General features: G+C 69.6%; 25 protein-coding genes and 1 pseudogene. 6 read left to right on the top strand and 20 right to left on the bottom strand.

Annotated elements, in window-relative coordinates; all coding sequences use genetic code 11:
* Positions 1-97: 97 nt before the first annotated feature.
* From ACZ67T_RS37345 to ACZ67T_RS37330, 4 genes are read right to left on the bottom strand one after another with little or no spacing between them, the layout of a single operon-like run.
* On the bottom strand, positions 98-526 hold the full coding sequence (locus tag ACZ67T_RS37345; RefSeq protein ID WP_469990303.1) for a PPOX class F420-dependent oxidoreductase: 429 nt from the start codon (positions 524-526) through the stop codon (positions 98-100).
* 60 nt (positions 527-586) lie between these two features.
* Positions 587-1,672 carry an NAD(P)/FAD-dependent oxidoreductase gene (locus ACZ67T_RS37340; protein ID WP_469990301.1) on the bottom strand — a complete coding sequence of 362 codons (1,086 nt, stop codon included), beginning with the start codon at positions 1,670-1,672 and terminating at the stop codon, positions 587-589.
* A gap of 27 nt (positions 1,673-1,699) precedes the next feature.
* Positions 1,700-2,551: a pirin family protein gene (locus ACZ67T_RS37335; RefSeq protein WP_469990299.1), complete on the bottom strand. Its 852-nt coding sequence runs from the start codon at positions 2,549-2,551 to the stop codon at positions 1,700-1,702.
* Between the two features lie 49 nt (positions 2,552-2,600).
* Complete coding sequence (locus ACZ67T_RS37330) at positions 2,601-2,951, bottom strand: DoxX family protein (RefSeq protein WP_469990298.1); 351 nt, start codon at positions 2,949-2,951, stop codon at positions 2,601-2,603.
* A gap of 92 nt (positions 2,952-3,043) precedes the next feature.
* Here ACZ67T_RS37330 and ACZ67T_RS37325 point away from each other — a divergent pair, with 92 nt between their 5' ends.
* The gene (locus ACZ67T_RS37325) at positions 3,044-3,505 is read left to right on the top strand and encodes a MarR family winged helix-turn-helix transcriptional regulator (RefSeq protein WP_469990296.1); all 462 of its coding nucleotides are present in this window, start codon (positions 3,044-3,046) and stop codon (positions 3,503-3,505) included.
* A gap of 42 nt (positions 3,506-3,547) precedes the next feature.
* On the opposite strand, the gene ACZ67T_RS37320 is transcribed toward ACZ67T_RS37325, so the two are convergent.
* The 3 genes from ACZ67T_RS37320 to ACZ67T_RS37310 form a co-directional block, all read right to left on the bottom strand.
* On the bottom strand, positions 3,548-4,375 hold the full coding sequence (locus tag ACZ67T_RS37320) for an IclR family transcriptional regulator (RefSeq protein WP_469990294.1): 828 nt from the start codon (positions 4,373-4,375) through the stop codon (positions 3,548-3,550).
* Positions 4,344-5,636, bottom strand: a complete 1,293-nt coding sequence (locus ACZ67T_RS37315; RefSeq protein ID WP_469990293.1) for an MFS transporter — start codon at positions 5,634-5,636, stop codon at positions 4,344-4,346. Before ACZ67T_RS37315 ends, ACZ67T_RS37320 begins: the two co-directional genes overlap by 32 nt.
* A 64-nt stretch (positions 5,637-5,700) precedes the next feature.
* The gene (locus tag ACZ67T_RS37310) at positions 5,701-7,281 is read right to left on the bottom strand and encodes a bifunctional 3-(3-hydroxy-phenyl)propionate/3-hydroxycinnamic acid hydroxylase (protein ID WP_469990291.1); all 1,581 of its coding nucleotides are present in this window, start codon (positions 7,279-7,281) and stop codon (positions 5,701-5,703) included.
* A gap of 108 nt (positions 7,282-7,389) precedes the next feature.
* Here ACZ67T_RS37310 and ACZ67T_RS37305 point away from each other — a divergent pair, with 108 nt between their 5' ends.
* On the top strand, positions 7,390-8,367 hold the full coding sequence (locus ACZ67T_RS37305) for an amidohydrolase family protein (RefSeq protein WP_469990289.1): 978 nt from the start codon (positions 7,390-7,392) through the stop codon (positions 8,365-8,367).
* Positions 8,368-8,514: 147 nt separating this feature from the next.
* Positions 8,515-8,625: pseudogene (locus ACZ67T_RS37300) on the top strand (hypothetical protein); the annotation flags it as partial.
* A gap of 54 nt (positions 8,626-8,679) precedes the next feature.
* Here the strand turns inward: ACZ67T_RS37300 and ACZ67T_RS37295 are convergent.
* Positions 8,680-9,405 carry a FadR/GntR family transcriptional regulator gene (locus ACZ67T_RS37295; protein WP_469990287.1) on the bottom strand — a complete coding sequence of 242 codons (726 nt, stop codon included), beginning with the start codon at positions 9,403-9,405 and terminating at the stop codon, positions 8,680-8,682.
* A 328-nt stretch (positions 9,406-9,733) separates the two neighbouring features.
* Here ACZ67T_RS37295 and ACZ67T_RS37290 point away from each other — a divergent pair, with 328 nt between their 5' ends.
* On the top strand, positions 9,734-10,600 hold the full coding sequence (locus tag ACZ67T_RS37290) for a fumarylacetoacetate hydrolase family protein (protein ID WP_469990285.1): 867 nt from the start codon (positions 9,734-9,736) through the stop codon (positions 10,598-10,600).
* A gap of 50 nt (positions 10,601-10,650) precedes the next feature.
* On the top strand, positions 10,651-11,577 hold the full coding sequence (locus ACZ67T_RS37285) for a VOC family protein (RefSeq protein WP_469990283.1): 927 nt from the start codon (positions 10,651-10,653) through the stop codon (positions 11,575-11,577).
* A gap of 682 nt (positions 11,578-12,259) precedes the next feature.
* Here the strand turns inward: ACZ67T_RS37285 and ACZ67T_RS37280 are convergent.
* From ACZ67T_RS37280 to ACZ67T_RS37250, 7 genes are all read right to left on the bottom strand, one after another.
* Positions 12,260-13,027: an SDR family NAD(P)-dependent oxidoreductase gene (locus ACZ67T_RS37280; protein WP_469990281.1), complete on the bottom strand. Its 768-nt coding sequence runs from the start codon at positions 13,025-13,027 to the stop codon at positions 12,260-12,262.
* Positions 13,028-13,065: 38 nt separating this feature from the next.
* Complete coding sequence (locus ACZ67T_RS37275; protein WP_469990280.1) at positions 13,066-13,572, bottom strand: ester cyclase; 507 nt, start codon at positions 13,570-13,572, stop codon at positions 13,066-13,068.
* A 51-nt stretch (positions 13,573-13,623) separates the two neighbouring features.
* Entirely contained in the window at positions 13,624-14,394 is a 771-nt protein-coding gene (locus ACZ67T_RS37270) for an SDR family NAD(P)-dependent oxidoreductase (protein WP_469990278.1), read from the bottom strand.
* Positions 14,391-15,296, bottom strand: coding sequence for a VOC family protein (locus ACZ67T_RS37265; protein ID WP_469990276.1), 906 nt, complete (start codon positions 15,294-15,296; stop codon positions 14,391-14,393). Before ACZ67T_RS37265 ends, ACZ67T_RS37270 begins: the two co-directional genes overlap by 4 nt.
* A gap of 75 nt (positions 15,297-15,371) precedes the next feature.
* Complete coding sequence (locus ACZ67T_RS37260) at positions 15,372-16,100, bottom strand: class II aldolase/adducin family protein (RefSeq protein WP_469990274.1); 729 nt, start codon at positions 16,098-16,100, stop codon at positions 15,372-15,374.
* A complete protein-coding gene (locus ACZ67T_RS37255) occupies positions 16,097-16,516 on the bottom strand; it encodes a nuclear transport factor 2 family protein (RefSeq protein ID WP_469990272.1) in 420 nt (139 codons plus the stop codon). The genes ACZ67T_RS37260 and ACZ67T_RS37255 overlap by 4 nt, the downstream gene beginning before the upstream one ends.
* A gap of 35 nt (positions 16,517-16,551) precedes the next feature.
* Positions 16,552-17,013, bottom strand: a complete 462-nt coding sequence (locus ACZ67T_RS37250) for an SRPBCC family protein (protein ID WP_469990270.1) — start codon at positions 17,011-17,013, stop codon at positions 16,552-16,554.
* 117 nt (positions 17,014-17,130) lie between these two features.
* On the opposite strand from ACZ67T_RS37250, the gene ACZ67T_RS37245 reads away from it, so the two are divergent.
* Complete coding sequence (locus ACZ67T_RS37245) at positions 17,131-17,898, top strand: GntR family transcriptional regulator (protein WP_469990268.1); 768 nt, start codon at positions 17,131-17,133, stop codon at positions 17,896-17,898.
* Between the two features lie 40 nt (positions 17,899-17,938).
* Here the strand turns inward: ACZ67T_RS37245 and ACZ67T_RS37240 are convergent, their stop codons facing one another.
* From ACZ67T_RS37240 to ACZ67T_RS37220, 5 genes are read right to left on the bottom strand one after another with little or no spacing between them, the layout of a single operon-like run.
* Positions 17,939-19,375, bottom strand: a complete 1,437-nt coding sequence (locus tag ACZ67T_RS37240; protein ID WP_469990267.1) for an aldehyde dehydrogenase — start codon at positions 19,373-19,375, stop codon at positions 17,939-17,941.
* Positions 19,375-19,590 (bottom strand): tautomerase family protein, encoded by a 216-nt coding sequence (locus tag ACZ67T_RS37235; RefSeq protein WP_469990265.1) that lies wholly within the window; start codon positions 19,588-19,590, stop codon positions 19,375-19,377. The genes ACZ67T_RS37240 and ACZ67T_RS37235 overlap by 1 nt, the downstream gene beginning before the upstream one ends.
* A 1-nt stretch (position 19,591) precedes the next feature.
* The gene (locus ACZ67T_RS37230; protein WP_469990263.1) at positions 19,592-20,371 is read right to left on the bottom strand and encodes a 2-keto-4-pentenoate hydratase; all 780 of its coding nucleotides are present in this window, start codon (positions 20,369-20,371) and stop codon (positions 19,592-19,594) included.
* Positions 20,368-21,423 (bottom strand): 4-hydroxy-2-oxovalerate aldolase, encoded by a 1,056-nt coding sequence (gene dmpG, locus ACZ67T_RS37225; protein WP_469990262.1) that lies wholly within the window; start codon positions 21,421-21,423, stop codon positions 20,368-20,370. The genes ACZ67T_RS37230 and dmpG overlap by 4 nt, the downstream gene beginning before the upstream one ends.
* Positions 21,420-22,325, bottom strand: a complete 906-nt coding sequence (locus ACZ67T_RS37220; protein WP_469990260.1) for an acetaldehyde dehydrogenase (acetylating) — start codon at positions 22,323-22,325, stop codon at positions 21,420-21,422. Before ACZ67T_RS37220 ends, dmpG begins: the two co-directional genes overlap by 4 nt.
* Between the last annotated feature and the right edge of the window lie 12 nt (positions 22,326-22,337).

Raw genomic sequence — 22,337 nt, 5'->3', positions numbered from 1 at the left:
GCGGGCAGCCGGGTACGGCGAGGCGGTGGCATGCGGCCGGGCCCCGGATGGGGGCGCCCGCCGGCCGTGCGTTTCGGGCGGTCGGCGAGGCGCTGGGTCAGGCGTCGCCGTGCGCGTCGCCCTCGTGAACGGTCCGCTGAATGCTCACCGGCTGGTCGTGCCGGAACGGCTCGCCCTTGAGGTTGAAGCTCCACGACAGCGTGGGCGTGATGCGCAGGTAGCGCGCTGTGCCGAACTGTCCGTCGCGTTCGACGAGTTCGGCGGTGCCGTAGACGCGCAGGTAGCGCGGCGTCCACGGATCGACGGCGGGCAGGTCGTCGATGACGAGGGCGACCTTGGTCCTGCCCGCCTCGACGTTCAGGAACTTACGGGTCTTCGCGGGGGCGATGCCGCCCACGTACAGATATGTACCGTCGAACTCGTACCCGACCGGCACGACGTCCGGCTGGTCGTCCACCGAGACGGTGGCGATGCGGGCCAGTCGCTGTGCGTGCAGGTAGCTGATCTCTTCTTCGGTGAAGGACATCGGTGTCTCCTCTGTACGAAGGGAGCGATGGGTGCGATCAGTGACGGTCGTCGCGCGATGTCAGGCGGCGCTGCCTGTGAACAGCTGGCCGAGGCGGCCGGTCAGCAGGTCCGTGCCCTTGAACTGAGAGGTGACGTCGGGCCCCGCGATACCGCGGCCCGGCAGCTGGGAGGCGCCACCGGCCGGACCGAGCGGGAGGATGATCGCGGCCGGGCCCGGCTGGTATGCGGCGAGGTCGGTGCGGCCCGCGATGAGGGCCTTGATGTTGCCCGCCACGACCTCGACGTGGCGGTTGGCGGCGCTGGCCTGCTTGGGCTCGGCGACGTCGGTGATGTCACCGAGCGCGAAGACCGCGTCCTGCCCCTTGACCTGGAGCGTCTCGGTCACCGCGAGCTGCCCGTTCGGCTGCCGTACGTCCGCGAGCGCGTCGGCGACGTAGTTGGTCTGCGGGACGACGCCGAAGCAGCGGAACCAGATGTCGGCGTCGATCTCCGTGCCCACGGCGGTGCTGACGTGGAAGGCGCCGTGCTCGCCAGGCTTCGTGGACGGGTCGGTCGCGAGCGGGGACCCGAGGACGAGGCGGATACCGAGTTCGTCGAGCTGGCGGCGGATCTCCTCACGCAGCTCCGGGTCGTAGCCGGGGAGGATGTCGGCCATAGGGTCGACGATCGTGACGGTCTTCTCCGGCCAGGCGGCCTTGATCTCTCCGGCGAACTCGAGGCCGACCGGCCCTGCACCGAGCAGCATCACGTCCCCGGCCGCGAGCAGATTGCCGCGTGCCTGCTGGTACTTCTCCTGCGCCTTAGCGGTGTCGTCCACGTCGCTCTTGGCGGGGAAGGGGTAACCGGAGCCGGTGGCAAGGACGATGTAGTCAGCCACCAGTTCCTCGCCGGAACCCAGCGTCACGCGGCCCGGCTCCACCCGCACGGCACGGTCGCGGATCACGCGCCCGTTGGTGAGCAACTGGTCATAGGGGAAGAAGACGCGGGGCAGAAAATCTGGGTCCACGGCCGCGCGCAGGGCGCCTACGGCGTGGAAGAAGGCTTCCTTGGGCTCGACCAGGACGACATCGGCGACGTCGTCAAGTGCCTTCGCGGCGGCACTGCCGCCGTAGCCACCGCCGACAACCACAACGGACTTGGACATGGAGCTCTCCTCAGAAACGGTGATAGGTCAGGGTGCGGTCAGCAGGCCGTGCATGGCGCCGGACTGGTAGCGCTCCACGGCGTCGATGACGCGTGACTGGCTGGACATGCAGAACCCGCCGTACATGTAGGCGGGACTGTGAATGGGGCGGCCCGCGCCGAAGAGGAACTGCGCGCCCTGCTCGCCCGCCTCGATCTCAACGGCCCCCTCGCCCTGCTCGAACACGGCCAGGCCGGACGGGCCGAGGTCGCCGCGGCTCGACGGCGTGGCGATGCGCCCGCCGCCGCTGACCGTCATGGCGAAGCCGCGGAAGTCCGGGGCCACGGGGATCTCGACGCGCGCTCCAGGCTGCAGGAACAGGTCGTAGACATGGGAACCGGCGGCCTCACGGACGGGCGAGCGCATCCCGAACGCCTCACCGGCCACCACCCGCAGCCGCACACCCTCGGCCAGTTCGCCGGAAGGCAGCTCGTCCGGGGTGAAGTGCATGCCGTACGGGTCGTCCTCCTCGGCGGACTGCGGCAGCCGTACGAAGATCTGCACGCCGTGCCCGAGGCGGCCGGTCTCCTCGACGACCTCGTCGTGCACGATCCCGGATGCCGCGACGGTCCAGTGCAGTCCGCCCGGCTCGATCAGACTCGTGTCGCCGAGGCTGTCCCGGTTGTGCAGCCGGGTGACGGAGCTGTCGAACATGTACGTCGCCGCGGAGAAGCCGGCGTGCGGGTGCGGCGCGAACGTGGGACCGGTGATCTCGAACAGGTCCATGTTGATGAACGGGTCCAGGTCGACGGTGCCGCGCGCACCGCGCGCCGCGAACTGGTCTCCGATTCGGTGGGTGTCGATGTCAGTGACGGTCGACAAGACGCGGGGCTCACGCATGTCGTTCTCCTCGATGCCTTGGATTGCCGGGGATTTCCGGGCGAGCCGGTCAGACGGAGGCGATGCCGAACGCCAGCGGCGCCAGGGACAGGACGGTCAGGACGACCGGGGCGCCAACGCCCTTCTTGTCACCGGCACGCAGGTGCGCGAGCACGGCGCCGACGAAGAAGAGGACGACGCCCACGCCGGCGGCGATGCCGAGCGGACGCGCGAACAGCCCGACCAGCAGACCGGCCGCACCCGCGAACTTGATCAGCCCCAGCGGGACGAACCAGCTGTCCGGGACGCCGATCTCGGCCATGCCGGCGGTCACCTTCTCGTTCTTGGTGGCGGTGGCGAACCCCGACCCGAGCAGTACGAGGGCGATGAGGACGGCAGAGATGGTGTAGGCGATGGACAAGGGTTGCTCCTGTGATGGTGCTCGATCAATGATGGAAGTACATCAACGATTTAAACACATCGAGAATCGGAACGCTTGTTAGGATCGAGAGCATGACGGAGAGTGCACGCGTTGAGACGGCGGATCGACTGGGACTTCTGTTGGCGCACCACGCGGGGACTTCCGGCGCCACGGTGCGGCAGGCGCTGCGCGCCATTGGCCTCTCCATCCGGCATGTGGTCGCGCTGCAGCGCCTCGCGGGCGGCCCGGTCGCGCAGCAGGCGCTCGCGGAACAGCTCGAGGTCGACCCGAGTGTGATGGTGGCCCTGCTCAACGACCTCGAAGGCAGGGAACTGCTGCAGCGCCGCAGAGATCCGGCCGACCGGCGCCGTCACATCGTCGAGATGACGGACGAGGGCGCGGCCGTCCTGCGGAAGGCGGACGCGGCGGTCGACGCGGCCGAGTCCGAACTGTTCGCGGACCTGACGGACCTTGAGCGCACCACACTGCGGAGCTTGCTGGCCCGCGTCCGGATGCCCGCGACGTTCGAGTTCGAGTGCACGGACAGGGACTGATCGGGCTCTTAAGTCCCCGTGCGGTGACAACCGTGCTGCCGGCTAGCCGCAGTGGTCAGGCCCCTGGCGTGCGGGATGGCCGAGGTCCTCGGCCATGGCGGTGGCCGAGCGGAGCAGCTCGGCGGTCATGTCGTCCATGATTTTCGGGGTGATGTGTCGGGCGGGCATGGCCAGCGCCACCACCAGCGGCAGCGAGTCCCCTGAGGTGAACACCGGGGCGGCCACGGAGGCGACGCCCGGTACGACGCCGCCGATGGTGGTCGCGACCCCGTCGCGCAGTACGTCGTCCTTGAGGGCTGTGATCTCGCCCGGGGACGGTGTCCGGCCCGCCTCCTCGGCCTGGGCGCGCAGTACCGGGCCGGTGATGGTTTCGGGCAGGTGTGCCAGGTAGACCCGGCCGATCGCCGAGGTGAGCAGCGGCATCGTCGCGCCCACCCGCACCGTGATGGGCAGGGCGTACGCCCCGTACTCCCAGCGCACGACCACGGGTCCGTGATCGCCCCACACGGCCAGATTGACCGCATGACCCGTGCGCTCGCGCAGGCCGGGGAGGTGCTCGGTCACCAGGGCCACCTCGTCCATCCGCCGCAGCGACTCGATGCCGAGACGTCGCAGCGCGGGCCCCATGTCGTACAGGCCGGAACTGGGGGACTGGGCGAGAAGTCCGATCCTGGTCAGGCTCACCAGGTAGCGATGCACCTTGCTGGGCTGCATGCCGCTCGCCGTGGCGATCTGCGTCAGGCTCATCGGGCCGAGGCCCCGTTCGAGCGCCGTCAGGACGGTCATGGCCAGCTCGACCGACTGGATGCCCTGACGGGGGGCCTTCTCCGCGTCGCCGTCAGCGGTTTCGGGAAGTGGCTGAGCTGTCACGGCGAGAGATCTTACCGACCCGGGGCGTCCCGGCAGGTCGGTGGGGCGGGGGGACGAGAGCCGCCAGCAGCGCGCCGAGGGCGCCGGGCACGACGAAGGCGTAGAAGTTCCACCGGGACGGGAGGTCGGAGGCGAGGATCCAGGCGCCCACCTGGGGGCCCGCAATCGCGCCGAGCCGTCCCGCGGTCAGCGCCCAGCCGAGGCCCGGGCCGCGGAGCGCGGCCGGGTAGCTGGTCACGATGAAAGCATTGACCAGCGCCTGGGAGCCGATGAACCCGAGACCGCTGAGGAACATGAGCCCGAAGAGCACGCCGAGGGGAGGTCCCGCGCTCAGTGCCACCAGGCACGCCGACCCGGCAACGAAGGCGATCACGACGACGGCCTTGGCGCCGATCTGATCCGCACCTCTGCCGCCGGCGACCATCCCGACCGCGGCGCCCGCCCACATGGCCGCGGTCTGCAGCAGGGACGAGCCGAGTGAGTAGCCCTCGGCGATCATGATGGCCGGCAGCCAGGTGCTGATGCCGAAGACCAGCAGCAGGCCGCAGAAGGCGATGCCCCAGAACAGGAGAGTGGCGGTGCGCGTGCCGCGCGCGAAGAGCGGTCGCAGTCCGAACAGGTCCTGACGCGCGGCCGATGGCTGCCCTTCTGTTGTCTGAGGTGTCGGAACCCGCACGAGCAGCCGAACCGAGAGCGGCACCAGGGCCGTCGCCGGAAGCGCCCCGGCGGCGTAGATCCAGCGCCACGACTGACCGGGCAGCAGCACGCTGCCCAGCAGGGGCGCCAACAGCGCGCCCACGGGGTAACCCGCCATCATCACACCGATGTTGCTCCCGTGCCGATGCGGCTCTGAGGCGTCAGCGACGTAGGCCGTCACGGCGGGTAGGACCACTCCCAGACCGGCGCCGACGACGAGGCGCGCGGCCCCGAACAGCGCGAGGGACGGCACGAGCGCACACGCCAACATGCCCGCGGAGAACGCGGCGGTGCCGATCAGAATCAGCAGCCGATTGCCGAACCGGCGGATCAGCGCGGCGGCGAGCGCTGTGCCGATGAGCATCCCGACAGCGGCCAGAGAACCGACGGTGCCCGCGGCGGCCTTGTCCACGCCGAGACCGTGCGGGCCGAGGAGTGAGGGAACGGTCACCCCGTAGCAGGCCATGTCGTAGCCCTCGAATCCGGCGATGCCTGCGGTGAGCAGGGCGACGGCCGTCGGTGAGGGGCGGCCCCGCGGCGCGGAACCAGAGTCGGGACGGCGCACAAGTCCTCCTGTGTCTTCCCCGTGTTCCGGGGTTCCGGTGGGTAGTTCGGGTGGCGACGCGCCGCTACGGAAGAAGGGCGTGTGCTCCCGCGGCGGTGAGCAGTTCACCGGCGAGCGCGGCAGTGGCGGCGGGACCGGTCGCCGTGCCGAACACGTACAGGTCTGGCCGGACGGCCACGGCCGAGCAGCCCAGTTCCGCGAACCACCTGCGATACGTCCCGTCGACGTCGCGCACCACGGCGGCTGACGGGTGGGTGGCGGTGTCGGGGCCGGGCGCGACGACGCGCACCCCGGCTGAGCGCAGCGGTCCGAGGAACTCGCCGAGCGTGTCCAGGAGTTCGGGCTCGACCAGGAGGTGGAAGCCGCCGCCGACCACCTGGTCCAGGCGGTCGCGCCGGTGTCCGTCGTCCACCACGCCCTGAAGTGATAGCTCGCCTCGCCCAGAGCCGGAGACGCGGGCGAGAAGCCCGCCGCCGAGCCCGGGGAAGCGGACGCTCTCGGGCTTCTGGGAGGCCGCGCGGCGGTCAAGCAGTTCCCGGTCGCGGGCCGCGGCGCGCTCGGGGTCCCGGATGGTCTGGGCGCGTCCCAGCTCGATGCCCTTCTTGGTCACGGCGCGCACGTGGGGTTCACGCTCGCGCTGGTAGGTGTCGAGAAGTCCAGCGTCGGCGGCGCCACGTAGGACGAGATCCAGTTTGAAGGCGAGGTTCTGCGCGTCACGGATGCCCGAGCACATGCCCTGGCCGAGAAAGGGCGGCATCTGGTGCGCGGCGTCCCCTGCCAGGAGGACCCTGCCGCGCCGCCAGTGTTCGGCGGACAGCGAACGGAAGGTGTACGTCGCCACGCGGATGAGTTCGGCGTCGTCCTTGCAGAGGTAACCGGCGACACGGGCCCAGACTTTGTCGGGAGCGCTCTCGGTCTCGAAGGCCTCCGGGGCGTCGAGCATGAAGCTGAACCGGTGGTGATCGGGGCCGAGCGAGATGATCGAGGTCGGCCCCGCCGGGTCGCCCAGCTGCAGAGCGGCCGGGACCTCGACCGGCCGCAGGAAACGGAAGTCGCACACCATCCACGGCTCGGAGAACCCCAGGTCCAGCTGGCCGATGCCGAGCGCCTCGCGGACGAAGCTGTTTCCCCCGTCGCACGCCACCACGTACCGGGCGGTCGTCGTCTCGGGACCCTGTGGGCCGTCGACGGTCAGCTCGACGCCGTCGGCTCGCTCCTCGATGGCGACGACCGGGCTCGAGAAGCGCACATCGACACCGGGCGAACTGCGACAGGCGGCGTCGAGGGCGTCCTCCAGGTCGGGCTGGTACATCGCGTACCACTCGGCCCACCCGCTGCGGCCGGTCGTCGCGTACGGCTGCTCGATGAGCAGGTCGCCCTTGGCGCCTCGCCACTCATAACTCGTCTGCACCCGCAGCTTCGGCAGCAGGCCCTCCGCCAGGCCGAGGCGGGCGAAGGTGCGCATGGTCTCGTCGTCGAAGATCGCGGCCCGCGGCAGGTTGTAGAGGCCGGAGTACCGCTCGAGGACCCGCACCCGGTGCCCCGCCTGGCCGAGCAGCGCCGCTGTGACCATGCCCGCCGGCCCGTAGCCCACCACAGCGACGTCCGACGTCAACTCACCCTGGTCCCGGTCTTGTTCGCTCATCTCACGTCTCCCCGATGGCTATCAGTGACTTCGCGCGTGGCCTTTGACACAGCGGACCGTAGGCTTCACCATCAGTGAAGTCAATGCAGCATAGTGAATGGAGTTGTGGTGCGAACGAAGCGAACGATGCGGACGATCGGCCTTGAAGAACACTTCGTCACCCCCGAACTCGTGGGCTACGGCGCCGGATCGGCGTCGATCGCCCAGCCCGCCCGCTGGGAGGAGGCATCGCGCCGGCTGCTCGACCTGACCGGAGAACGCCTGGAAGAGATGGATGCCGCAGGCCTCGACCTGCAGGTACTTTCACTCAACGCCCCCGGAATCCAGGCGGAGTCGGACCCGGCCGTCGCCGTCGCCCAGGCCGCCGCGGTGAACGACCTGCTGGCCTCGGTGATCGCCGAACACCCCACCCGGTTCGCCGGGTTCGCCGCGCTGCCGCTGCAGGATCCCGCCGCCGCAGCAAAGGAACTCGAGCGGGCGGTGACCGGACTCGGCCTGCGCGGAGCCCTCGTCAACGCGCACACGCAGGGCCGCTACCTCGACGATCCGGATCTGCGCGTGGTGTGGGAGTACGCGCAAGGCCTGGACGTCCCGCTCTACCTGCACCCCGCCAACGGCGTCGACAGCGGCCACGTACTGAACGGCCACCCCGAACTCATCGGACCGATGTGGAGCTGGGGCACCGACACCGCGTCCCACGTACTACGGCTCATCTTCAGCGGCGTCTTTGACGACTTCCCGGAGGCGAAACTCCTGCTCGGGCACATGGGGGAGGGGCTGCCCTACATGCTGTGGCGCCTCGACTCACGCTGGGGCTTCCACAACCACCACGGCATCGAACTCCGGCGCGAGAACCCCTCCGCGTACCTGCGCCACAACCTCTACATCACCACCAGCGGCGTCTGCTCCGCGCCGCCGCTGCTCTGCGCCCTGCTCGCCCTCGGGCCCGAACACATCCTCTTCGGCACGGACTACCCCTTCGAGGACATGGGCACCGCCACCGACTTCCTGCGCACCGCCCCGGTCAGCGAAGCCGACCGCGCCAAGATCGCGCACGGCAACGCCGAGCGGTTGCTGCGCCTTTGACGAGGCGGTGTTGCGAACCCGCCGAGGCGCTGGACAGGGGCTCGGCGGAAGCGCAACTGATCAGGCGGCCGACCGTGTGCGCGATCTGGTCGATGACGGGCGCGCACCAGGCAGGGTGACGGAAGCGATCGGGAGGGCCGGACGTTCTGGATCTTCTGGGTGATGTTCGCCCTCGGGTTCGTCTTCGTCCTGCGGCAGGTGCCGGAGACGAAGGGGCGTACGGGCGAACAGGTCGCGGCCGCGCTCGGGTCGGTGTGAGGAGTCCAGTGAGTTGGGCCGCCGGATCGCTCTGCCGACAGGTATGGACCCGACTCACGTGCTCTCGCGGCCTGTTGGATCCGTGGTGCTGTGTGCGTAGATCAGGCGCAACGCCTCGGGCCGGTCGCGCCGGTCCAGCGCATCGACCAGATCGCGGTGCAGGGCGAGCCGCTGGGCCACATATTCGCCGAGTGGTTGGTCATCGGCAGGGAGTACCGCCAGGGTGTGGGACTCGATGACCTCGAGCAGGTTCTGGTACAGGGACCGCAGCAACCGGTTGGGGCTCACGGCCGCGATCCGCGCGTGGAGGCGCCAGTTCGCATGCACGAAGGCGACGGGGTCCGCTGCACGCTCGGCGCTCTCCATCGCGGCGACCTCAACTCGCAGGTCTGCGATGTCGGCGGGTGAGGCATGCCAGAGCGCGTCCTCGATCAACAGAGGGTCAAGAGCGTCGCGGATCCGCACGGCCTCCGCGACATCCGTCTCGTGCGCGTCCAGCGCAAGCACCGAGTGTCCAAGGCGCACCATCGGGGAGGGCATGGCCGAGAAGATCCCGCCGCCCGGTCCTGGACGTACGGTCACCAACCCACGTGCCTGAAGCAGCCTCAGGGCCTCGTTGAACGTTCCCACCGAGACCTGACACGCCTGCCGCAGCGCTTCTTTCGTGCCCAGCCGGGTCCCCGGCTCGGCGCTCTGTGCGAGCGAGGCGACATGCTCGGCCGCTTGCTCGGCGCGGCTCGACGCGCCGGCCTGGGCAGCATCACGTACTGACTCCACCACTTACTCCCACAGGGCGATCGCACTTCACCATGAAGGCCACTCACGGCCTTCCTCGTGGATGAACACCACCGCACGACAGCAGCAGCATAATCATCATGCATGATACGACGGCGCAGGCTTGTCGGCGTCACGCTTCCCTAGTCACGAGCCCGCAAGGGCCGCGGGAAGGTTACCGCCCGCCTCCCTCTCCCTCCTTGCTGCGCGCCCTTGTTGCCGGTCGCCAGGAAATCATCATGCGGATTTGTGTCGCATCTCTTGACGAGACTTCTACCTCGGCACAACATCAGCGTAATCATCATGCTCAATAGGTGCAGCACTGGGAGTACACATGCGTGTCGCCAATCTCGCCGGCCGGTCGGTCCTCCTGACCCGCGACGGGCGGGCGGTCGATGTCGAGCAAGCCAGCAATGGGCGGTTCCCTTCAGAACCGCAGGCCGTCTATGACCAATGGTCCGGATTCCGTGCCTGGGCGCACAGCGCCGCGCTCCCCGAGGGCAGCGCGTACGACCCGGCCGACCTCGGTTCGCCGGTGCCCGCTCCGCGTCAGGTCCTGGCCATCGGCCTCAACTACCGTGACCACGCCGACGAATCGGGTTTCGAAGTTCCCCAGGACCTGCCGCCCGTGTTCACCAAGTTCGTGACCAGCATCACCGGCCCCGTCACCACCGTCGCCCTGCCCGACGGTGGACACACCGACTGGGAGGTGGAGTTGGTCGCCGTCATCGGCCGCCGCGCCGATCGTGTGTCCGAAGCCGACGCCTGGGGCCACGTCGCCGGCCTGACGGCAGGTCAGGACATCTCCGAGCGGCGCGGTCAACTCGCGGGGCCCGCACCACAGTTCAGCCTCGGCAAGTCCCATCCTGGCTTCGCGCCGATCGGCCCTTGCCTGGTCACCCCGGACGAGTTCGATGACCCGGACGATCTGGAGCTGCGCTGCTCCATCAACGGCGAGGAGATGCAGAAGGACCGCACCAGGCAGCTGATCTTCTCCGTTCCCGCCCTGATCGAGCGGCTGTCGGCTGTCCTTCCGCTACTGCCCGGAGACGTGATCTTCACCGGTACGCCGGCGGGCGTCGGCCTGGGGCGCACGCCGCAGCGGTGGCTGAAGGACGGCGACGTACTGGTGTCGCAGATCGAGGGCATCGGCGAACTGCGGCAGACCTTCACGAGCACCCCGACCGGCGCCACGGCCTGAGCCATTGATCCCGTGCGCCCACCTCTGATCCCGACACAAGGAGTTCTGCCGTGCCCCTGCATCGCCTGACCTCCATCACCATGGGGGTCCCAGACCCCGCGGCGGCGGCCGCGTACTACACCGACTTCGGGCTCGGCCTCGACGGTGAGGGTTGGTTCAGCACCCGGGACGTCGGCCGCCAGCTGCGGATCGTCTACTCCCCGACCCGCCGCCTTGTCGAGGTCCGCATCGGTGCGGACGATCCCGACGATCTGCGTGCAGCCGCCTCCCGGCTTGAGCGACTGGGCATCGGTGCCGGTCTGACGGACACCGTCCTGACCGCTCATGACGGCCCCACCGGGGTGAGGGCCGTCGTGGAAATCGCGCCGCGCCTTACCCAGCGCCCCGTCGCAGCGACCCCCTACAACGGTCCGGGGCGCGTCGAGCGGCCCGGCACCCGGGCGCCGGGGGTGCTGCGGTCCGGCGGTGTCCGTCCGCGCAAGCTCGGGCACGCGGTCGTCGGTTCGACCGATTTCGACGCCACCACCGCGTTCTTCCGCGACGGGCTCGGCTTCAAGGCATCGGACTACATCAAGGGCGCGGGGGCGTTCCTGCGCTGCTCCACCGACCACCACAACATCCTGGTCCTGGCCGCGCCGGTGGCCTTCCTGCACCACACCTCATGGCAGGTCGACGACATCGACGAGGTCGGCCGCGGCGCCGCCGCGATGCTCGAGGACCACCCGGAGCGCCACGTGTGGGGCCTTGGCCGCCACCACGCCGGCTCCAACTTCTTCTGGTACCTCAAGGACCCGGCCGGCAACTTCTCCGAGTACTACGCCGACATGGACTGCATCGCCGAGGACCAGCTGTGGACACCGGAGGTCCTCGAGGGTGCCAAGGGCCTGTTCAACTGGGGCCCTCCGCCGCCCCCGTCCTTCCTCCACCCCGAGGACCTCGCCGCCCTCATGACCGGCAGCCACGGCACAGACGGCTGACTGGCGCTCCGCTCCACGCCCACACGTCGAACGAAGGAAAGCACCATGACGCCCGTTCTGGCGCAGCGCGAAGCGGCAGGAAGTCATGGAATCCCGCCCCAAGCACGTGCCTCGTAGCGGCACAGCGAGGAGGGGCACAGCGACGAGCGGCACGGCCAGAGTCTCCCTCCTTCAGGAGGGAGTACGAGTCGATGCCGGATGCTGTCCAGCTGATGCACGTCTTCGCCATCGGCGCTCCTTGACGGCTGTTGCTGTCGGAGCGCTGTCCGGCGCGGGGGGCCAGGCACTCTGCGGACGGCCACACTCGCTCGGTGTCGCGACCGCGCAAGGTTCGCCATCGGCCTCGTCGTGACCCTGCTCCTCTGCCGTCCAGGCCCACCCCCCATCAGTCGATGAGGAAAAGCCGTAGCGGCGTGAGGGAGAAACCGGACTGCGCGCGATCGTCAACCCCAGCCCACGTCCACGGTTGTCCACCGCCCTGGTCCGCCCTCCCGTACCGGGCACTGACCACTCCAGAGTCGGCCGAGTGGGAGGGCGGAATCCAGGGCCCTGCGGCGAGGCCGGTGACGGCCCCGCCGCAGGTGCGGAGCGCCCGGCGGGGGATCCAGTCCTGGCGGGCAGTCCGCGACTTGGGCGGCCCGTGATGGTGAGGGGCCGCGGCTTGGTGTGTGGAGGCGGGCGTTCAGGCCCGGATGAAGCCGCCGTCGACGGCCAGGGTCTGGCCGGTGATGAACGCGGAGTCGTCCGAGGCGAGGAAGGACACGGTCCCCACCAGATCGTCCGGCTCCGCCACCCGTTGGATCGCCTGCCGCGTGACGACCGCGTCGAAGACGCCCAGTTCCAGCTGCGGGCCGGCGAGCGTCCCCGGGGTCCGGACCAGGCCCGGTGCGATCGCGTTGACGGTGACGCCGACTTCGCCGACCTCGGCGGCGAGGGAGCGGACAAAGCCGATCACGCCGCCCTTGCTGGCCGTGTAGGCCGACATCCCGGCCGAGCCGTCGTGGAACGTCGTCGAGGCCATCATCACGATCCGCCCCCAGCCCGCCTGCTTCATGCCGGGCAGGAAGGCTTTGGTGAGATGGAAGGCGGAGTCGAGGTTGATGTCCATGATGCGGCGCCACGTCGCCCAGTCGATGTCGTCGAATGCGGCGATCGGATAGATGCCGGCGTTGTGGACCAGGATGTCGACGGTCCCGAACCGGTCGAGCGCGGCCTCGGCGAAGCGCGCCACGCTGTGCGCGTCGGACACGTCGCATTGCGCGGAGAAGACCTCACCCCCGCCCTTTCGGATGAGCTGCGCCGTCTCGTCGGCCGGTTCCAGATCCGCGATCGCGACCGCGTGTCCGTCCTGGGCGAGGCGCAGCGCGTAAGCCTGGCCGATCCCCGCGGCGCCTCCGGTGATGACCGCGACGCGCCTGGTGCCGCGCTCGCCCGTTGTTCTGGCGTTCAATTCGTCCCCTCTCCGAGTCTCCGAGCAGTCCCAGACAGTCAGGCCGTGGCCGGCTTCGCGGCCGGGAGCACGCCCAACTGCTGGAGGAAGCCGAGCTCGTCGCCCACTGCCCAGACCTCGCTGACCTTGCCGTCGACGACGCGTTGGTAGAGGACCTCGTGGAACTCGATCTTGCGGTGGGTGGCTGCGACGCCGAGGAAGTCGCCTTCGTGGGTGCCGGTGAACGTGACGTGGGTGATCACGAGGTCGCCGTCGACGACCTGCGGGCCGACGACGTTGTTCCGCATGTCCGGGAAGGCCTGCATCAGCATGGTGAACACAGCCTTGAAGCCTTCGACCGGATCACCGGGGAGATCGCCGTCGAGCCCCGAACTACCGTCCTTCTGTGGCGGGTTGAGGGTGGTCAGATACTGGGCTGGGCCCAGCATGCCCATGCGGCGCAGCTGAAGTTTGGGATGCAGGACCTCATGGGCGAGGTCGGGGCGATGGGCGTTGACGACATCCTCGATGAGGCGGTTGACCACCGCCCGCGGGTCGGTCTCCATGCGAACTCCTGTCTGCTGCTCTTCGTGGTGGGCGGACTTGTGGGATCGGGGTCAGCCGGCGAGCCAGCCGCCGTCGATGTCCAGGACCGTGCCGTGCACGTACGAGGCGGCGGTGGAGCTGAGCCAGACGACGGCTTCGGCGATGTCCTCCGGCTGTCCCATACGCCGCACGGCGGTGCGTGCCACGACGGCGTCGAGGTAGCCGACCCTCGCCGCCTCGGCGGTCATCGGCGTCAGGATGGGGCCCGGCGCGACCGCGTTGATCCGGATGCCCTCCGCCGCGTGGTCGAGGGCGGCCGAGCGGGTCAGGCCGATGACGGCGTGCTTGCTGGCCGCATAGGCCGCACCGGTGGGGACGCCGACCCGCCCCCAGATCGACGCGGTGTTGACGATGGAGCCGCCATCACCGTGCTGCCTCATGGCGCGGATCTGGTGCTTCATGCCGTAGAACACGCCGTTGAGGTTGACCTGGATGACACGGGCCCAGTCCTCGTCCTGCTGCTCGGCCACCGGTGCCGGGACGGAGATTCCGGCGTTGTTGTGGGCGAAGTCGAGGCGGCCGAATTTCTCGACGCAGGCCTCGACCGCGCGGGCTACGGCGTCGGGGTCACCGACGTCGGTGTGGACGTAGAACGCCCGGCCGTCTTCCTTCTCGATGAGTTCCACCGTCTCCTGCCCCTGGTCGGACACGTCCGCGACCAGGACGGACGCGCCGCGGCGGGCGAAGGCGAGGGCGCTCGTGCGCCCGATGCCGCCGGCGGCGCCGGTCACGAAGGCGGTCCGCCCGGCGAAGTCCTGCGCGATGTCGGCGCTGCGGGTCATGACGGCTTGGTTTCGAGGTTGTGGAGGAAGTCCTCGGGCATCAGCGGGCACCACACGGCCGGCGGGACGTCCCAGTCCTGCCCCTTCCAGTTCTCGGAGATCTGGTCGATGTCGGAGAAGTACTCGATCCAGCTGCCCCACGGGTCGCGCATGTAGTGGAAGAGGTTGGAGCCGAGGGTGTGGCGGCCCAGGCCCCAGCCGGTCGCGTAGCCCTTGTCGGCCATCGTCCGTGCGCCGAGGGCGAGTTCGTCGAGGTTGTTCACTTCCCAGCTGGAGTGGTGCAGACCGGGGTGGCTGGACTGGATGAACCCGAAGACGTGGTGGTCGCCGGGACCGGAGTTCATGAAGACGACCTTGCCGGTGATCCTGTCTGACAGGCGCAGGCCGAGCGCACGGGTGTAGAAGTCCTCGGAGCGTCCTACGTCGGAGGAGAAGATCAGCATGTGGCCTAGCCGGCGGGGGCGTGGCGAAGCGTCCGCCGTCAGCCAGCGCGCTTGGTCCACGCGGTGGTACTCGCCCGCGAAGTTGGTCTGCTCCGGGACCGTGTGGCGCGGCAGAGCCAGTTCCTGTTCGCGTACGTTGACGACGTTGCCGTCCGGGTCGCGGAACCACAGTCCGCCGTCGAGTCCTCCGGCCGGAGCGTCCTCCAGCACGATGCCCAAGCCCTCCAATTGTTGCTGGAGCGCGGGCAGGGTGCCCACGGGGGTGGCGAACGCCACGTGGTGCAGGCGCTTCTCGCGCCCTTCGACGAGCAGGGTCTGGTCCTGGTCACGACCGTCGCACCGCACAGCCAGTTGGCCGGGGCGCTCGTCGACGTCGAGCCCGAAGGCGGAGTAGAAGTCCTTGCCCTGGCTCAGGTCGGGCACTTGGAGGCCATAGTGCAGGAGGCCGCTGACGCGCATGGGGTGGTGCCACCTTTCGTGAGGCGTGCGTGCCTTGTACGAGGCACTGGTGCAGAAGTCGTTTTGTGACGGTGGTCAGGTCGCGCTGACGCGTCTGAGATGGGTCCACAGGCGGTCGAGGAGTGGAGGACCGGCCGCCTGCCAGGCGGCGATCTCGTCGGCGGACAGCAGCTTGGGCAGCCCCGCGGAACGGGCGGTGAGGTGGACGCGGCAGGCGATGTCGAGCAGCCACATGCGGGCCACCGCGTGGCCGGGTGAACTGCCGGTCGTCACCGCTCCGTTACCCCGTAAGACCATGGCGTCGGCCGCTCCCAGAGTCTGCGCAGCCCTCTGGGCGATGTCGGCCGAGCGCATCAGGCGTGCGTCGTCATGGACGGGGATCGCGGCACCGAGCAGCGCCCCCTGTCCGTGCAGAGCGGGAAGGGCGGAGGCAACGGCCCCGGCGGCGAAGGCCGATTCGGGGATGGCGCGTGTGACGGCCGTGACGTCGGGCCGCGCCGCGTAGATCGCCAGATGCGCCCACGCCTCGCCCGGGGCCGTCGGAGGTAGGGACGTTGCGGTGAGGGGCACGCGCAACAGCCCGTCCTCGGTCGCCTCGGCGAGGTCGATCGCGGGTGTGATGAGCATGTGGTCACCGTCGCGCGCCGATACGTTCCCGAACGCCGAGACGAATCCGAGCGCGGCCAACGTCCGGGCGGCGGCCACGACCGATGAGGCCGTGCGGCGGGAGGGCGCACCCGCGCGTACGGCGGATGCGCCCTCCCGGGCGGCCACCGCCTCGTGTGCCGTGAGCGGTCCGGTCACGAGGCGGCTCCCCCTTCCCCGGGCTCCTCGGCTCCGACGGCCGCCCAGAGGGGAGCCGAGTCCTGGTAGATGCGGAGCGAGGAGATCTGGCCCGCGGGGGAGCGGTTGACCAACGTGACGCACGGCAGAGGGACGACGGTGCCGCCGTGCGTCGTGTAGTGCACCCGGGCCTCCAGGACGGCGGTGCCGTCGTCGGACACCCCGCGGCTGAGCCATTCATGGCGCAGGCCGCCGATCGCGGACCAGAAGCCGGTGAGCGCCTCGTGGAGGGCGGCATGGCCGACGGCGGGCGGGTTGCTGCCGAACACCAACTCACCGTCGGGCGAGAAGCGTTCGAGGACCTCGCGCAGCCGCATGCCGTCGACGTCGGCGTACAGGCCGTCCGTCCACGCGGAGAGGTCGGTCAGATCGGACATCGTCACAGTCTCCCGTCGAGGGTCGCGTGTCGTGGTCAGGCGGCTTCGCCGGCGGCGATGCGGCGCAGCGCGTCCCGGGTGCCGATCACGCCTTGGAGGTAGTCGCCGGTCATGGTCTCGGCGAAGCGCTGCTCCTCCTTGGAGTTGCCGGGCGCACCGGCGACCACCAGGGAAAAGCTGAACCGGAGTTCCATGTCGGTGCCTTCGCCCTCGATCTCGTTGGCGATGGTGCCGAGCACCGGGCCTGATGTGCGGGTGAAGGTGACGCGGTGCGGTTCTTCGAGCGTGATCCGCTCGGTGAACTTCTGCCCGCGCACTTCCACGTCGCGGTCGAAACAGGTGTCGCTGTGGCGTGCCGTGACGGTGCAGGAGCTGATGGCAGGCACGAACGGGAGGGCGTTGTTGGCCTTGCGAACGAGGCCCTCCCACACGGCGGCGCGGTCCAGGAGCGGAGCGCCCGGCTCGTTGATCGGCACCGCACGACTGACGAAGATCATGAACGTACCCTCCTTCGATCGGCCGCATCGCCGATCGCGGTAACTGTATGCAGTATCGACCGCTGGCGGTCAAGAGGTATGTATGCAGTTTCAAAGCTGGTTCGGTATCATCCGCGCATGCCCCAGCAAACCCTCCGGATCCCGGGGATCGAGCGGCTCGACCTCCCCCAGACACGTGGGGCCATCGAGCCTCTGCACGCCTATCTGCGTGAGTGCATCCTCGACGGCCGGATTCCACCGGGCACGAAGCTGTCGCAGGTCGCGCTCGCCGATCAGGTCGGCGTGAGTCGCACTCCCGTGCGGGAAGTGATGCGCATGCTCCAGGAAGAAGGCCTGGTCGAGGGGCAGGCGAACCAGCGCTTGCGCGTTGCCGGCTTCGACCCGGCGGAGCTGGACGACATCTACGGCGCCCGGATCATGCTGGAGTGCCTGGCCATCTCCATGACGATCGGCGTCTTCGACGCGGGGCAGCGCCGGCAGGCCAAGGCTGCACTCACCGGGATGCGGCGCGCCGCCAGGAGCCGTGACCTGTCCGCCTGGTTCACCGCCCACCGCGAATTCCACGGCGTCCTGGGTCGTGCTCCGGGCGGGATGCTGCATGCGCAAATGTGCGCTCTCGCCGACCGCAGCGTCCGCTACATCCGTATTGAGCAGCACGTGGATCCCGGTGACTGGCAGAAGGAAGGCGACCTTGAGCACGCCGTCATACTTGACGCGATGGTGGCCCGTGACGAACGACGCGCCGTCTCCCTGATGGCACGTCACCTGGAGCGCACCGCACGACGGGTGCTCACCGACTGTGCGCCCGACTACACCCTGCGCGCCGTGCCCAAGGCGGTGGCCCTGATGGTGCGCGAGGACGACGTGCCCGGCGGGGTCGACTGAGTGGCGCAAGGCCGCCCCGCGGTGTGCGGCCGGGCGCCGTTCAGGCTCCTTCGATGTGCATCACCACCGCCTTGGGTTCGGTGAAGAACTCCCGGCTGAACGTGCCCCCTTCCCGCCCGATCCCTGAGTCGCCGACGCCTCCGAAGGGCGCCCGCAGGTCCCGTACGAAGAAGCAGTTGACCCAGACGGTGCCGGCGCGCAGAGCGGCGGAGACGCGGTGAGCGCGGTGCACGTTCTCGGTGAACAGCATCGCGTTGAGGCCGTACGGGGTGTCGTTGGCCAGGGCGACCGCCTCGGCCTCCGTGTCGAACGGGATGACCACGACGACCGGGCCGAAGATCTCTTCGCGGACGTGCCGGGCGTTCGGCCCCATCCCTGTGATCACCGTAGGGCGTACGGTCAAGCCCTCGCCCAGGCCTCCGGTGTGCAGGATGCCGCCCTCCTGCGCGACGGTGTTCACGTAGGAGGCGACCTTGCCGTGATGCTCGGCGGAGGCCAGCGGGCCGACCTGGGTCTTCTCGTCCCTGGGGTCGCCGATGACCATCGCGTCGGCCGCCGCGGTGAAGCGGGCGAGGAACTCGTCGTACACCTCGCGCTGGACATAGAGCCGTGAACCGGCGAGGCACACCTGTCCGGCGTTGGTGAACACCGCCTTGACGGACCACTCCACCGCAGCCGCCAGATCGGCGTCGGCGAACACCAGGTTGGCGCCCTTGCCGCCGAGTTCGAGGCTCACCGGCGTGAGGTGACGGGCTCCGGCCGCCGCGATGACGCGGCCGGTGCCGGACTCGCCGGTGAAGGTGATCCGGTCGACGTCCGGGTGCTCGGTGAGGGCCTGGCCCGCGGAGTCGGGGCCATAGCCGTGGACGACATTGAAGACGCCGGGCGGCATGTCGGCCTCAAGTGCTAGGCGAGCCAGCAGAGTTGCGGACACAGGGGTGTCCTCGGCGGGCTTGAGCACGACCGTGTTGCCCCAGGCCAGGGCCGGCGCGACCTTCCAGGACTCCAGCATCATCGGGAAGTTCCACGGCGCGATCGCCGCGACGACCCCGGCGGGGTCGAAGCGGGTGTACGCGTGGTGGCCCGAGTCCATCGGGTAGGCCTCGGACGTCGCGAGCCGGGCGTGGTCGGCGAAGAAACGGAAGTTCGCCGCGGTGCGCGGGACGTCGTTGCCGCGGGACTGCGTGACGGGCTTGCCCATGTCGCGGGTGTCCGCGAGGGCGAGATCGTCGGCCTGGGCCTCGATCAGGTCGGCGAGACGGTGCAGGATGCGGCCGCGTTCGGCAGTGCCCATGCGGGGCCAGGGGCCGGAGTCGAAGGCGCGGCGGGCCGCGGCCACCGCCCGGTCGGCATCGTCCGCGTTGCCGAGAGCGATGTCTGCCCACGGCGCGCGGGTGTACGGGTCGGTCGAGGTGAAGATGGCTCCGGTGCCGGAGGCCACTTCCTCCCCGTCGATGACATGGCCGTAGGACTCCATCAGCGCGTTCCCTCAGGAGAGTTGGCAGCCTCGCGCTCGGCGATCGTGACATCGCCGGCCGCCCAGTGCGTCGTGGGCAGCTCCCGGACGGCGACGCGGACGCTCTGCTGCGGTACGTCGAGGGACTTGACGACCGCCGCGGTGATCTCGTGGATCACGTCGCGCAGCTGCTGCGGAGTGCGGCCTTGGGTCAGGGTGACTTCGATGAGGGGCATGTCAGCTTCCCTTGAGGTGGAGTGAGCCGAGGTGGGTGAAGTGGACTGCGACGGTCGTGTCGGGCGTGACGTGCACGGCGTCGGTCATGCCGCCGGTGAGGACCAGCCAGCCCGGCTCGATCGCCAGGGCCCGCAGGCCGAGCTCGTTGGCGGCCAGGGCGAGTGCCTCGGCCGGATGCCCCTGAACAGCGGCACCGGTGGCGCTGTCGACCACCTGCCCGTTGATCTCGACCAGGGCGGCCTCAAGAGCGAGGTCGAGGCGCTCGGGCGGCAGGCCGACGGGGCCGGTGACGAACCGGGCAGAGGAGGCGTTGTCGGCCACGGTGTCAGGCAACTTGAAGCGGAAGTCGCGGTAGCGGCTGTCGATCACCTCGATCCCGCCGTGCACTGTGCCGACCGCAGCCAGTGCCTGCGCGGCGGTGACCCCGGGCCCCGCCAGCCGGTCCTTCATCACGAACACGATCTCCGGCTCGACGCGCGGATGGATGAGCCTGCCCTGCGGGACCGGCTCACCGGCCGGCAGCACCATCGCGTCGGTCAGCCACGCGGTGAGGGGGACGTCGATGCCCATGCGCTGTTGCTTGGCGCGCGAGGTCAGGCCGAGCTTGACCCCGACGATCCGCTCGCCCCGGTCCAGACGGCGCCGGAGCATTTCGTCCTGCACCGCGTAGGCGGTTTCCAGGTCGAGTCCGGGCCACTCGTCGGTGATCGGGCCGCGGCCGGTGCGGCTGGCCTCGGCATGCAGCAGGGCGTCGGCCGCCTGGACGAGATCCCAGGTCATCGGTTCGCCCCCACTGTTTCGCGGTCCTCGGCGAGCTGCAGGGCGATGTCGATGATCATGTCCTCCTGGCCGCCGACATAGCCGGCCTCGCCGACCTTCTCCAGGATCTCGTGGGCCGGTACGCCGTAGCGTTCGGCCGCCCGCTCGGCGTGCAGCAGGAAGCTGGAGTAGACGCCCGCATAGCCCTGCACGATCGAGGAGCGGTCCATGTGGGGCAGTCGCGGCAGGAACGGCTTGACTACGTCCTGCGCGGCGGCCAGTGCCAACTCCACGTTCACGCCGGTGGGGATGCCCATCCGGTCGAAGGTGGCGGCCAGGACCTCAGTGGGTGAGTTGCCTGCGCCCGCGCCGAGCGCGCACAGGGCGCCGTCGATCTGCCGGGCGCCGCCCTGGTAGGCGAGGACGGAGTTGGCGACGCCGAGGGAAAGGTTCTGGTGGCCGTGGAAGCCGACCTGTGCCTCGTGGCCGATCTCCTTCACGAGGGCCCGCACCCGCGCCTGTGCGTCGGCCAGCACCAGCGCGCCGGCTGAGTCGACGACGTATACGCACTGCGCGCCCGCGTCGACCATGAGTCGCGCCTGCCGGGCGAGCTGCTCGGGACCGATGCGGTGCGACAGCATCAGGAACCCGACGGTCTCCATCCCCAACTCCCGTGCGGCGGCAAAGTGCTGGACTGAGGTGTCGGCCTCCGTGCAGTGGGTGGCGACGCGGGCCACGCTCGCCCCGACGGAGTGGGCGTGCTTGAGGTCGGTGAGCGTGCCGACGCCGGGCAGCGTCAGTACTGCGATCTGCGCGCGGCCCGCCTCTTCCACTGCGGCCTCGATCAGACGGAACTCGTCGACCTTGGAAAAGCCGTAGTTGAAGCTGGAGCCGCCGAGACCGTCGCCGTGCGTGACCTCGATGACTTCGACGCCCGCCCGGTCCAGGGCGTGCACGACGCCTCGTACCTGCTCCTCGGTGAACTGGTGCTGCATGGCGTGCGAGCCGTCCCGGAGCGTCGAGTCGGTGATCCGCAGCCTGGGCTCGGTGTCAGGGGTCGTTTTAGGGTTCATGCGGTCACCGCCGTGTTCTTGGCGGCCGCCAGCTGCTCGCCGACGCGAGCCGCCGCGGCCGTCATGATGTCCAGGTTTCCGGCCCAGGGCGGCAAGTAGTCGCCCCGGCCGCGTACTTCGAGGAAGACGGCCACCCGGGCCTGCCCCTGCCACTGCGGTCGCGGGTCGTCGTACTGCGGGTCTGCGCGCAGCGTGTAGCCGGGCACGTACTGGGCCACGTCGGCGACCATACGCACGATCGACTCGCTGATGGCGTCGCGGTCGGCGTCCTCGGGAATCGCGCAGAACACCGTGTCCCGCATGATCATCGGAGGCTCGACCGGATTGATGATCATGATGGCCTTGCCCGCGCCGGCGCCGCCGACCTGTGCGACCGCGTGCGAGGTGGTCTCGGTGAACTCGTCGATGTTGGCGCGGGTTCCGGGGCCCGCCGAGCGGGAGGCGATGGAAGCGACGATCTCCGCATAGCCGACGGGCACCACACGCGAGACGGCGTGCACGATCGGGATGGTGGCCTGGCCGCCACAGGTGATCATGTTGATGTTGGGGGAGTCCAGGTGCTCGTCCAGATTGACCGGCGGGCACACCAGAGGGCCGATCGCCGCCGGGGTCAGGTCGACGGCCTGGATGCCGGCCTCTGTGTACAGCTTCGCGTTGGCGATGTGGGCCTTGGCCGAGGTCGCCTCGAAGACCAGCTCGGGCTTCTCGTCGCGGGTCAGCAGCCACTCGACGCCGTCGGCGGAGGTCTCCAGACCCATCTTCGCGGCGCGCGCGAGGCCGTCGGAGGCTGGATCGACGCCGACCATGTAGCGAACGTCGACCAGGTCGCTGTCGTGGAGTTTGGCCAGGAGATCGGTGCCGATGTTGCCCGGGCCGACGATGGCCGCGGTCACCTTCCTCATCAAGTCTCCGTA

Source organism: Streptomyces sp. NPDC107517 (assembly GCF_055582645.1).
Note: the sequence above shows the minus strand (reverse complement) of the source record. Positions and strands in the feature narration are given on the sequence as shown.